The following is an 11938-nucleotide window of genomic DNA, read 5'->3' on the forward strand; positions in this document are numbered from 1 at the left end:
ATTACCGGATAGTTACACCTTGCTCCTGGTGCAAACAAATAGCGGCAATCGCCATCAGCGACCGTGCATAAATATCCGTATGAGCCGCCCCGAAAGTGTCTCCCCGACCGGAATCGCCTCAGGAATATCATTGCGGTGGAACCAGCGTGCCTCGGCTATTTCCTCTTCCTCAAGGCGCAACTCTCCGGCACGGACCTCTGCATGAAATCCGATCATCAATTGCCCGGGAAACGGCCACGACTGGGACCCGACGTAACGCAGTCCGCCCACATCCAGACCCACTTCTTCCTTCACCTCACGGGCCAGTGCCTGTTCCGCACTTTCTCCCGGCTCCATAAACCCTGCGAGCGCAGTGTACAGTCCGTGACGGTGGTATGTGTGACGCGCCAACAGGCACTCATCACCGCGCGTGACCAACATGATCACGCAGGGAGAGATACGCGGATACACGGTAAATTCGCAGCGGTGGCACACGCGCGCACGATCTCGTGGATGGTAATCGGTTTCCCCCCCACAGCGCCCACAGAAACGGTGGTCCAGATCCCAATTCGCCACCTGCAACGCTCGCCCGGCCAGTGCGAACTCCGCCTCACTGACCACACCGAGAAAACTGCGCAAACCGCGCCAGGAATGTCCGGCAATCGGTGTTTTTTGTGCGAGTAAGTGCACCGCACAGGGGCGCCCGGCCCAATTGCCGAGATAGTGTGTGGCAGACGTCAGAGAGTGCACCGGATTCCGGCTGAAAAGAAAACCGTCTTCGGAAGTGAGCAGCTCACCGCCGCACACCACGATATGCCAGTGGAGATCAGGTACCGGCCATACCTTTTCGGGAGATACAAATTCTGTCATGCAAACGCCCGTAAATCCTGGGAGATAGCCCTACAGCCTGCATCAAGGCCGCCATTCAGGCAACCTCGATCGGGTACCCCAGCGCCTCGAGACTTTCCACTGCCAAGTCTAGTGACTGCATGTCCACCTTCCTGTGCAGTTTCACCTCCCCCAGATAATACTCCAGACTGATGATCGCATCAGCGAAGATTTCCAGTGACTGCTCCACGGCGGGAGCGGTGTTTTTCTGGTCAATCACCGCGTCCACGAATGACTTCAGGCACTCCACCACCGCGGCTGCACGTCCCAGGCTCAGCACCACCAGCCCGCCCCGCACACCATTCAGGGTTGTCGATACGTTACGGATATGACCGTGATCGAACCCCGATTCTGCGTAAGAGGCCAGTGCCCGCTTGATCAGCGACAGTCCTGCCTCGGCCTCTTTGAGCACCGCCAGCTCTGCCTCTGCCAGCTGACTGCGCTCCAGGGCAATATCCGCCTGGCCGGTTTCGTCCACATCGATACTGGATGTCTGACGCAATGCCTTGATGGTGGTATCCACTACAAGAATCTGATTGGTGAGTTGTTGCAGCGCCTGTTCAGCTTCTGGCCCACCGGCAGTCAGCGTGCTCTGGTAGCCCTGCAAGGCACTACTGAGTGCCTCGCCAATGCGTCGGAAATTGAGCAGCTGTAGCGTATTGGAGATTCGACGCAGGGTTTCGGCAAGGCCGCCCTCCTCATCCAGGCCGGAAGCGCCGATCAGCTCCGCGTCGTCCAGCATCCGCCGCACGCCGGAAAGCTCTTCATCCAGGGCATTGGCGACTGCAGCAATCGCGGTGGCACCCGGGCCGCCCAGGCTGGCTCGCTCACGCTCCAGCTCGGGCTCGCGATACCCGAGATCACGCACAGCGAAGGCCTGTAGATACCGCGCGCTGGCACCACCGGCACCTGCCAGCGCCAGCCAGTAGAGACATTCTTTGATCAGGACCGGAGGCGCCGGCTGATCGAGTGCGGCGTCACCTTCCCGATACAGATTCCGCAGGCGCCGGTCGAGCATGCTGAAAACCATCACCCGCTGTCGATTGACCAGCATTTCCTGGGTAGCCATGGCTGAGAGCGCGGCCCCCGCCACCGACCAGAGTTTGCCATTTGGACGGCCCGCGCAAACGCTGGCAACACGTTGCACTGCCCGCGCCATCATGGTGTAGGCCGGCCCACGCGGCTTCCCTTTCAACAGGGCGAGCAAGCCGACCTGATACATGTGACGGAAGCGGCGGACAAAGGTTTTCAGGTCTTCCGACATCACCGCAGAAGACACCGCGCCTGGAACCGAGGCATCCAGTCGACAGCGTAGAAAGTGACTCTCAGGCACAGGCGCCTGAGCGCGACTCACGCGCAATTGGTTGATATAGGGAATCAATAACTCTGGTCGCGCGGTCGCGCGGTTTTGCACAAAGTCCAGGTAACGGGTAAGCACATAAAATGCCGTGCCCAGGGCTTCCAGCAACTCGCGCGGCTCCGGCTGACGGTCCTGAAGCAAATCTGACATTGCCGTTAGCATTTCCTGCACCAACAGCTCTGCGGCAGACAGCTGCACCATCTGCAGCACGCCGTTTACCTGCCGCACTCCTTGCAGGCACTGCTCCAGTGCCTGTTTATTCCCTGGATCAACAGCAAACTGATCAAGATAGCCAGTCGCCGCTTCGATACTCGCTACCAGCTCTTCCTTGACAAGACTGATAGAGGTCAGGTTTATCTCGCGCAATTCACCCATTGCCTACACCACTGCAATTTTCATTGTATTTATTTTCAGCTCCGGGACTCTCCCTGAGCGCCCCCGGAACCGTGGAATTTATACCAAACCCGCAAAGATTCCACCTTTCCCGGTCATTTTTCCACCGATTGATCGACAAAATGCGTCTTTCAGCTCTGGAATTGGTAATTCCAAATTGCATAACTGCGCCAATCTGGGTAGTTTCTCATCGCCCCGCCAGGGGCTGAAGTCAGGGCTCACAAAAGGATGTAGTAATAATGAATGCGCAGAACCCCACTGCAACACCGGCTAAAAGCGGCCTTGGCCGCGCTATACACGCAAATTTTCTCGGGGAAGCACCGGATTGGTACAAGCTTACCATCGCCTTGTTTCTGGTGATCAACCCAATTCTGGTTTACACCACTACCCCATTCTTCACCGGCTGGGTACTCATCGCCGAATTCATTTTCACCCTTGCCATGGCGTTGAAGTGTTACCCGCTACAACCCGGTGGTTTGCTGGCAATTGAGGCAGTACTCCTGGGGCTCACCAGCAGTGACTCGGTGTTTCATGAAGTGACCGAAAACATCAAAGTAATTCTGCTGTTGATGTTTATGGTGGCCGGAATCTACTTCATGAAGAACCTGCTGCTGTTTGTTTTCACCAAACTGCTGATCAACATCCGATCAAAAACCCTGCTTTCCCTCCTGTTCTGTGGTGTTTCCGCAGTGCTCTCTGCCTTTCTGGATGCGCTTACCGTAACGGCCGTACTGATCAGCGTCGCAGTGGGCTTCTATTCGGTTTACCACAAGGTCGCCTCGAACCGCCAGCCCCATCATGAACACGACCACGCCAGCGACGACCATGTAGTGGAATATCACCGTTCCGACCTGGATCAGTTCCGCTCCTTTCTACGCAGCCTGATCATGCACGGCGCAATTGGCACGGCTCTGGGCGGCGTCTGCACCCTGGTGGGCGAACCGCAAAACCTGCTCATCGCCGAGAAAGCCGGATGGCACTTCATCGAGTTCTTTCTCAACATGGCACCGGTAACCATCCCCGCATTGGCAGCGGGATTGCTGACTTGCGCCCTGCTGGAGAAAACCGGTTACTTCGGTTACGGCGCCAAGCTTCCGGATGCCGTACGCGAAGTGCTCAAAAACTTTGCCCATGAAGAGGAGCGGAAACGGACTGATCGCGACATCGCCGAACTGTGGATCCAGGGCATTGTGGCCGTATTGCTGGTGTTTGCACTGGCTTTCCACGTAGCCGAAGTCGGCATCATCGGTTTGATGGTGATCGTACTGCTGACCGCGTTCAATGGCGTCATCCAGGAAGCCCGGATCGGTCACGCCTTTGAGGAAGCCCTACCCTTTACCGCGCTGCTCGTAGTATTTTTTGCCATTGTAGCGGTAATTCACGAGCAACACCTGTTTGCACCGGTTACCCACTTTGTTCTCGGGCTCACTCCCGAACAGCAGCCGGGCATGCTGTTTATCGCCAATGGCATCCTGTCCATGATCAGCGATAACGTATTCGTAGCCACGGTGTATATCAATGAAGTAGCAGACGCACTGAGTGCCGGAGAAATCACGCGGGCGCATTTTGACAAGCTCGCCATCGCCATCAACACCGGTACCAACCTGCCAAGTGTTGCCACTCCCAATGGCCAGGCGGCATTCCTGTTCCTGCTGACCTCTGCTCTGGCGCCTTTGATTCGTCTGTCCTACGGGCGCATGGTAATTATGGCGCTGCCATATACCATCGTGTTGAGCATCGTCGCTCTGCTGTGTGTGGTTTACGCTGTTTGATGCGGAGAATTTGTAACCCGCAAGGTAAATAACAAGCACAAAAAAGGGGCCAACCGGCCCTTTTTTTGCGCGCGCCCCTGTTAATGGCGCTAGCACTTACTTGCCAACTTCTTCAGGACATACTCACCAGTAGTGTTTACCTGCAGATTTTTCCAATTCTGCCAACATGGACTCATGGGCCTCCAATTCTTCCACTGATGCCCGAACCACCTGCAGCGGTGCCCGATCAGCAGAAAGCCGACGAATACCGCCCGCTTCCATTTCCTGTCGTTGGCCGTCCTGCTCTTCCTCGTCGTCACCATCAGAACCCGCCAGAGCAAGATCTGTCTGGCCGCCGGTCATCATCAGATACACGTCGGCCAGGATTTCCGCATCCAGCAGCGCGCCGTGCAGGTCACGCTGGGAATTATCGACGAAATATCGTTTACACAGCACATCCAGGTTATTTTTCTGACCGGGATGCTTTTCACGCGCCAGAGCCAACGTATCCAGCACACTGCAATGCGCTACAACGTTCTGCCAGCGAGGGCTCTTCAAGCGTTTCAGCTCAGCGTCGATAAATCCTACGTCGAAGGGCGCATTGTGGATGACCAGCTCGGCCCCTTCACAGAACGCCATGAAATCATCGGCAATCTGCGCGAATACCGGTTTATCCTGCAAGTATTCATTGGTGATGCCGTGGACCTCGATGGCCCCATCGTCTACTTGCCGCTCGGGATTGATGTATTGATGGTAATGGCGACCGGTCAGTTTGCGGTTAATTAACTCAACGCAACCGATTTCAATAATGCGGTGCCCTGACTTCGGGTCCAGACCGGTCGTTTCCGTATCCAGTACAACTTGGCGCATGGTTTACCCCCTCAGTTCATCAATACCGCGATTGGCAAGCGCATCGGCACGTTCATTTCCCGGATCACCGGCATGCCCCTTCACCCAATGCCACTGGACATCGTGCTCGGCGATTGCCGCATCCAGCGCCTGCCAGAGATCGGCATTCTTTACCGGCTTCTTACTCGCGGTTTTCCAACCGTTCTTCTTCCAATTGTGGATCCAGGCGGTAATTCCCTGTCGCACATACTGAGAATCTGTATGTAGGTCCACTTTACAGCGCTGCTTGAGCGCGGTCAGTGCTTGAATTGCCGCCATCAATTCCATGCGGTTATTGGTGGTTAATGCTTCACCACCACTCAGCTCCTTTTGCGCATCGCCACTCATGAGTAATGCCCCCCAGCCCCCCGGGCCCGGGTTGCCCCGGCAGGCGCCATCGGTATAAATCGTAACCTGTTTCACACCAGACTCTATATCGGGCCCGACAGACGAGGGAGCGCCAGCATTTGGCCATCTCAACAGCCGCGCCCGCTATCGGGAATTCTTGTTATGCCGGCCGCGCGCAGCCACTCTCGGGCTGCTGGGAACGGCGCTTATTGCGGGCTTCTTCTCACCCCGCCAATTGAGCTTGATCGTGCGCATTCGCGCCACTTCTTTGCGCGCGACTATGATGTAAAAGCCCCCACAGGGCAAGTGCCAGCGATTTCCCATCCGCTCCATCCATGCAGTCTTCGCCAACAGCTCTCGGTGCTGCAGCGGAAAGCGGAAAAAGCCCCGCTCGACAGCGCCGGCCTGGAGGTCCAGCAGGTTCATCCAGTCCGCCAGTCTCGCGGCACGCAACTGATTGCCGCGCTGATAGGGGCTGGCGGACCGAAACATTCGGGTCAATCCCATCAGGGAAAAGGGGTTGAAACCGATCACCACCATATGTCCGCCGGGGATCAGAACCCTGGCGGCTTCACGCAACACCTGGTGGGGATGGGGAGAAAAATCCAGCAGGTGATGCAGTACCGCCACATCGATAGATTCTGAAGGCAACGGCAACTGCTCGAACTCCACCAGCGCATCACCGCCGCAGCGCTCACTGGGACTCATTTCACAGGGACTTAGGCGAAACCGGTGATTGATGCGACTGCAAGCGGCAAAATCTACCTGGGATGCCAGGCTGGCCTGCATCAGGTGGTAGCCGAATAGCCCCTCCACCAGCGGCTGGGCGAGAGCCAACTGCTGGGTCAATATTTCTTTGCCAAGATCAGAGGAAAACCATCTGGTCAGATCCGGGCATGCCTGAGCCAGAGAAGGTAACGGCTCTCGACGACGCTGAAATAGAGATTGGCGCTCCATGACACCTCCTTTGACCTCCTGTAAAACACACCCACGGCCTGATTCAGCCAGCAGCCCACTATGCCGCAACCCACTATGCCCCAGGTTCTCTATGTTAAGGTTGTGGCAACGGGAATAACCAAGGTTAGCGGCACGCAACAATGATCACAATCGCCCCCATTCCAGCATTTAACGACAACTATATCTGGCACCTGCAGCAGGGCTCGGACCACTGGGTCGTCGATCCTGGCGATGCCGGACCGGTGATTTCCGCACTGGGTGACGCCCAACTGACCGGAATCCTGATCACGCACCACCATTATGACCATACCGGTGGCATTGAGTCACTGGTGAAGCGTTATCAATGCCCGGTGTTCGGTCCTGACAGTATTCCAGACGTCTCTGACGCCTTGGTCGATGGTGACCAGTTTGAGCTACTCGGCGGCAATGCGTGTGTTCTGGCGGTCCCGGGACATACTCTGGATCATATTGCCATCTTTCTGGAACACGCGGGGAACACCCATCTCTTCTGTGGTGACACCCTGTTTGCCGCCGGCTGCGGTCGACTGTTTGAGGGTTCGCCCGAACAGATGTACCGTTCACTGCAGTCACTTGCCGCGCTACCGAAGGAGACACGGGTGTATTGCGCCCACGAATACACCGTGTCCAACCTGCACTTTGCACAAGCGGCAGAACCCGACAACACCGACGTACAGGCCCGGCTTGAGCACGCGCGCCACCTGCGGGATCGAAACCAGCCAACCGTCCCTTCAACAATCGCCGAAGAGCTGGCGACCAATCCATTCCTTCGCTGCGAATCTCCCACGATCCGCCAACAGGCCAAAGCGCGTGAAACAAGGGCCGACAGCAGCCCCGGCCCTGTTGATGTTTTCGCCACCTTGCGCGCCTGGAAGGATAATTTTTAAGCACCTTTCGTTGACCGGAACCAAGGCGCCTCTTTAGAATCAGACAATTACAACTCAAAGTTCGAGCGCAACAACCAATAACGCAGCCTGGCGTGCAATTTGCCAGCAAGTGCGAAATGCGCTCGCAATACAAGATAACGACAGACTCGCGGACATCAGAATGGTTTACAAACACTTCGCCGTTGCGGTTTTGGCAACGGCCGTGGGGGCTTGCGCACAACTGAAGCCAGCGCAGGATACAGGCACTATCTCTGATAGCACGCCAGAACTGGACAATAGCCCCGCCGTCGGCAGCGCGGCGCAAACGTCCATCAGCAAGACTGCAGAACCAACGCTCCCACCAAAAGACATCTGGCAACGACTCCGCCGCGAGTTTCGTTTGGACCGGGCGCTTGAGCAAGACAAAGTGCAGGACTACGTCAAGTATTTCTCTACCAATCAGGGCTATATGTCCCGGGTGACAGAACGCTCCCGTCGCTACATTTTCCATGTGGCGGAGCAACTCGAGCAGAGCAATGTACCGATGGAGTTTGCCCTCCTCCCCATTGTTGAAAGCGCCTACGACCCATTCGCCTACTCTCACGCGCGCGCCTCCGGCATGTGGCAGTTCATCCCGGCTACCGGTCGGTCATTCGGGCTGCACCAGAATTGGTGGTACGATGGCCGCCGCGACGTGCTGGAATCCACCCGCGCCGCTACGGAATACTTCAACTATCTGTCCGAGAAGTTTGATGGGGACTGGCTCCTGGTACTCGCCGCTTACAATGCCGGCGAAGGCACTGTACGCAGAGCCATAGAGCGCAACCGCAGACAGGGCAAAGGTACTACCTTCTGGGACCTGAAACTCCCACGGGAAACCCGCAGCTATGTGCCTCAATTACTCGCGCTGGCGGAGGTCGTTTCCGACCCGGAGCGCTATCGGGTGCCGCTGTACGACGTTGGCAACAAACCCTATTACGCAGTGGTCAACGTGGGCAGTCAGATTGACCTTGCGCAGGCCTCCAAAATGGCCGGCATAGAACCCGAAGAGCTGTCTTTACTGAACCCCGGCTTCAACCGTTGGGCCACCGATCCCAACGGCAAGCACCGTTTACTGATCCCCATCGACCGGCGCGACCGCTTCATGGCCGCACTGGAGGAATTACCGCCGGAGCAACGGGTAAACTGGCAGCGCTACCAGGTCGCGCGCGGAGATTCACTCTCTGTCATCGCCCGTCGCTATCAAACCACCATCGGTGCAATTCAGCAGACCAACAAGCTCCGCGGTACCAGTATCCGCGCGGGCCAGACACTGCTCATCCCCAGCGCTTCCGGCCCCAACTCCCAGTATGCCTACGCCATTGACCAGCGTATGCAGCGCCACCAGGCGTCCGGTAGCGGGCAGAAAACGCGCTATACCGTGCAACCCGGAGATACCCTGTGGGATATCGCCCGCAGCATGAACGTCAAGGTACGGGATCTGGCGAGCTGGAACAGCATGGCGCCGGGTGACACACTGCGCCCGGGACGCAAGCTCGTCGCCTATGCCAGTAATGCAAACAGCTCATCGAGTAGCCGCACAACCCGCAAACTGTCGTATCGGGTGCGCAGTGGTGATTCCCTGTACCGTATTGCACGTAAATTCCGCATCGATATCGGCGATATCGTGCGCTGGAACAAGATCAGTAAAGGCAGCTACCTGCAGCCCGGGCAGCGCCTCACCCTGTTTGTGGATAGCGCCAACAACGGCTGACAGAAACGTCAGGCACAAAAAAACCGGCACATGTGCCGGTTTTTTTGTCTGCATACAGCACTACTCTTCAAGAGCACCTATCTCGACATCTGCCTGGCTCGTCAGGAATTTCTGCACCGCCGCCAGTTCAGCAGAACCGTTCATGGATGCCAGTTGCTGCACCAGCGCATCACGCTGCTCGCTCCCCTGATTCCCCAATTTACCGGCACGAACGTCACGCAACTGTACTACCACCCGGTCCCCATTGGGCACTGAGAAGTGCTCAATGACTTCAGCACCCGGCTTGGGCTCAGGCATTTTGAACACACGAGAAGTAATTTCCCCACGAGCACCAAAACCACCGCGACGGGTTTTGTCACTGGTTTCCAGAGTCAATTCCTGCTCGCTGGCGAGCTCCGCCATCGGCTTCCCGTCCTGCAGCTGCTGGATAATCTGCTCCGCCTTGCCCGCAAGCTGCTCACTGGCCTTTTCACGCTTGAGTTGCTGAACAATTTCCTCACGCACCTCTTCCAGTGGCTTGACGCCCGCCGGCTTGTGGTCAACCACCTTGAGCACGACCGCGTGATCTTCAGTCAGGTTGAGTACATCGGAGCTGATGCCATCTTCCATCACTTCGGGAGAAAATGCGGAAGCCAGAACCTTGCCATCAGAGGTGATGCCCGGGCCGCCGCTTCGGGAGAACAGGGGTGACTTCTGCACGGAAACGCCAAGCTCTTCCGCCGGGCCCGCCAGGGTTTCAGCATTGTACGTAAGATCCGCAAGCCGGCTCAGGGCATCAACAAATTCACGTTCCGCGGCATCACTGCGCAGGCGCGATGCAATGGCTTCTTGTCGCTCCTCAAAGGTGGGAGGTTCAGCACCCGCGACCTCCAGCAACTTGATGAAGTGCGTTCCAGCGTCGGTTACCACCGGACCAGATACTTCGCCCTCCTTCAAACCGGCCAATGCTTCTTCAAAGGCTTCAGGGAAAACATCACCGGTGGTAAATCCGACATCACCGCCCTCTTCCCTAGAAACCAGATCATCAGAATACTCTTGTGCTAACGCCGCAAAGTCTTCGCCGGCCGCAAGTTTGTCTTCGACTTCCTGTACCTTCTGCGAACTGCCCTCACCCTCTTCTACAAGAATATGGGCCGCGTGACGGCGCTCATTGGCTTCAAAGCTGCGCACTTCCTGATCATATTGCGCACGGACATCCTGCTCGGCTACATCGATATTCCCCGCAAACAGCTCGGGGGTCAGCTCGATATATTCGATAGCAACCTGCTCAGGACGCTGAAATTGTCCCTGATTTTCCTGGTAAAAGGCTTCGATCTCGCTGTCGCCGATCTGAATATCAGAAAGCAGCGGCGCGGCCGGCAGAGTCAGGTAGTCAAAATCCCGCTCTTCCATAGATACAGATACAATCTGCTCCGCATCGGCACGAGTAGTGAAGGCGCTATCTGCAATGCTGCCCGCAAATTGCTGCATCACCATGTCCTGTTCCATCAACTGGCGAAAACGCGCAGGGGAGTACCCCATGCGGCGCAGGCCATCGCGAAACATCTGTTGATCGAACTGCCCATTAATCTGAAAGGCGGGCATCTGTACGGTTTCACGATCTACCGCTGCGGTACTCATAACCATTCCGCTCTTCAAAGCGGCCTGGCGCATAACGGAATTGTCAACCAATTGCTGGAGTACCGGGCCCCGCAGCTGCTCATCGGTCAACATGTCCGCGGGGACGTTTTCACCGTACTGGCTCTCGATCATGCTGCGGCGGTTCTGGATCGCCCTTTGCAGATCCATGTTGGTGATCGCCTCACCATTGACTTCCGCCACCTCATCAGCAGCACCACCACTGGCCCCGGAGAAGAAGTCAATCCCACCAATGACCATAATAAATCCGAAAAAGGCAGCCACAATAATTGCCGCTGTACCCTTAAGGTTGTCGCGCATGGACTGAAGCATATTCAGCTCCGAAGTTAACTCTTAACAAAACATTCCGGGCGTTTGATTTATTCTTGCTTCAGCACTGTGACGAAAGCTCGACAGTTATTGTCGGAGGGTTTCGCCATCAAATCGCGCTGAAGGCTCAGCGACCCCAGATGTAAAAATTCAATATTTCAGAAACAAAAAAGGCGCATCCGAGTGATACGCCTCCTTTAAGCTTCGCTTGATACGAGACTTATCAGTTCACCGCGTCTTTCAAAGCTTTACCAGCTTTGAAGTTCGGGATTTTGGCCGCGGCAATCTCAATCGGATCGCCGGTGCGCGGGTTGCGGCCGGTACGGGCAGCACGCTCTTTCACTGCGAAGGTACCAAAACCAACCAGTGCGACCTGATCACCTTGTTTCAGGGCGTCAGTAATGCTGTCTACCATGGCGTCCAGAGCACGGCCGGCAGCTGCCTTCGGAATGTCGGCAGACGCCGCGATGGCTTCAATCAGTTCGGACTTGTTCACGCTATATCCCTCTGTTCTTTTCTGGGTTTCTTTACGTAATTGTACGTATTTGAATTCGGACCACCCCTGGCAGGGATGGATTTTGCATGCGAGCTCGCAGCGAGTTTTTGATCACCTGCAGTGTTCCTCCGCAGCGCAATAAGCCACGTTTTATACCAACTGCCTGTGGAAGGGTCAAGGAACCATGCGGCTTTGCGAGGAGTTGTGCAATTTTAACACGCACTTGTTCAGGCATTATCCGGCAAGGTTAATTTTTAACCTGAAACCTGCAAGGCGGCGAGTACTCTACGCGAG

10 protein-coding genes are annotated in these 11938 nt (G+C 56.3%); 3 read left to right on the forward strand and 7 right to left on the reverse strand.

Annotation, left to right across the window (positions count from 1 at the left end):
* Positions 1 to 54: 54 nt before the first annotated feature.
* Together nudC and LPW13_RS08430 are read right to left on the reverse strand one after the other, a co-directional pair.
* Positions 55 to 849 (reverse strand): NAD(+) diphosphatase, encoded by a 795-nt coding sequence (gene nudC / locus LPW13_RS08425; RefSeq protein ID WP_230438989.1) that lies wholly within the window; start codon positions 847 to 849, stop codon positions 55 to 57.
* Positions 850 to 904: 55 nt separating this feature from the next.
* Positions 905 to 2602, reverse strand: coding sequence for a hypothetical protein (locus LPW13_RS08430; protein ID WP_230438990.1), 1698 nt, complete (start codon positions 2600 to 2602; stop codon positions 905 to 907).
* 257 nt (positions 2603 to 2859) lie between these two features.
* Between LPW13_RS08430 and nhaB the strand changes: the two genes are divergently transcribed.
* Positions 2860 to 4392 (forward strand): sodium/proton antiporter NhaB, encoded by a 1533-nt coding sequence (gene nhaB / locus LPW13_RS08435; RefSeq protein ID WP_230438991.1) that lies wholly within the window; start codon positions 2860 to 2862, stop codon positions 4390 to 4392.
* A gap of 123 nt (positions 4393 to 4515) precedes the next feature.
* Here nhaB and dnaQ read toward each other — a convergent pair whose 3' ends face one another.
* The 3 genes from dnaQ to LPW13_RS08450 all read right to left on the reverse strand — a co-directional run bounded on the left by dnaQ (position 4516) and on the right by LPW13_RS08450 (position 6564).
* Positions 4516 to 5241, reverse strand: coding sequence for a DNA polymerase III subunit epsilon (gene dnaQ, locus LPW13_RS08440; protein ID WP_230438993.1), 726 nt, complete (start codon positions 5239 to 5241; stop codon positions 4516 to 4518).
* A 3-nt stretch (positions 5242 to 5244) separates the two neighbouring features.
* Positions 5245 to 5682 (reverse strand): ribonuclease HI, encoded by a 438-nt coding sequence (gene rnhA, locus LPW13_RS08445; protein WP_230438994.1) that lies wholly within the window; start codon positions 5680 to 5682, stop codon positions 5245 to 5247.
* Positions 5683 to 5751: 69 nt separating this feature from the next.
* On the reverse strand, positions 5752 to 6564 hold the full coding sequence (locus LPW13_RS08450) for a class I SAM-dependent methyltransferase (RefSeq protein WP_230438995.1): 813 nt from the start codon (positions 6562 to 6564) through the stop codon (positions 5752 to 5754).
* Between the two features lie 140 nt (positions 6565 to 6704).
* On the opposite strand from LPW13_RS08450, the gene gloB reads away from it, so the two are divergent.
* Entirely contained in the window at positions 6705 to 7469 is a 765-nt protein-coding gene (gloB, locus tag LPW13_RS08455) for a hydroxyacylglutathione hydrolase (protein WP_230438996.1), read from the forward strand.
* Between the two features lie 160 nt (positions 7470 to 7629).
* A complete protein-coding gene (locus LPW13_RS08460) occupies positions 7630 to 9201 on the forward strand; it encodes a LysM peptidoglycan-binding domain-containing protein (RefSeq protein WP_230438997.1) in 1572 nt (523 codons plus the stop codon).
* 60 nt (positions 9202 to 9261) lie between these two features.
* Here LPW13_RS08460 and LPW13_RS08465 read toward each other — a convergent pair whose 3' ends face one another.
* Positions 9262 to 11151, reverse strand: coding sequence for a SurA N-terminal domain-containing protein (locus LPW13_RS08465; protein WP_230438998.1), 1890 nt, complete (start codon positions 11149 to 11151; stop codon positions 9262 to 9264).
* A gap of 220 nt (positions 11152 to 11371) precedes the next feature.
* On the reverse strand, positions 11372 to 11644 hold the full coding sequence (locus tag LPW13_RS08470) for an HU family DNA-binding protein (protein WP_078083765.1): 273 nt from the start codon (positions 11642 to 11644) through the stop codon (positions 11372 to 11374).
* Between the last annotated feature and the right edge of the window lie 294 nt (positions 11645 to 11938).

The organism is Microbulbifer celer (assembly GCF_020991125.1).
Taxonomy (GTDB): Bacteria; Pseudomonadota; Gammaproteobacteria; order Pseudomonadales; family Cellvibrionaceae; genus Microbulbifer; species Microbulbifer celer.

Excerpts from the sequence above, each read along its gene's own strand:
- gloB (WP_230438996.1), top strand. The coding sequence starts at position 6,705 with ATGATCACAATCGCCCCCATTCCAGCATTTAACGACAACTATATCTGG.
- LPW13_RS08465 (WP_230438998.1), bottom strand. The coding sequence starts at position 11,151 with ATGCTTCAGTCCATGCGCGACAACCTTAAGGGTACAGCGGCAATTATT.
- nudC (WP_230438989.1), bottom strand. The coding sequence starts at position 849 with ATGACAGAATTTGTATCTCCCGAAAAGGTATGGCCGGTACCTGATCTC.
- nhaB (WP_230438991.1), top strand. The coding sequence starts at position 2,860 with ATGAATGCGCAGAACCCCACTGCAACACCGGCTAAAAGCGGCCTTGGC.
- LPW13_RS08430 (WP_230438990.1), bottom strand. The coding sequence starts at position 2,602 with ATGGGTGAATTGCGCGAGATAAACCTGACCTCTATCAGTCTTGTCAAG.
- LPW13_RS08450 (WP_230438995.1), bottom strand. The coding sequence starts at position 6,564 with ATGGAGCGCCAATCTCTATTTCAGCGTCGTCGAGAGCCGTTACCTTCT.
- LPW13_RS08460 (WP_230438997.1), top strand. The coding sequence starts at position 7,630 with ATGGTTTACAAACACTTCGCCGTTGCGGTTTTGGCAACGGCCGTGGGG.
- dnaQ (WP_230438993.1), bottom strand. The coding sequence starts at position 5,241 with ATGCGCCAAGTTGTACTGGATACGGAAACGACCGGTCTGGACCCGAAG.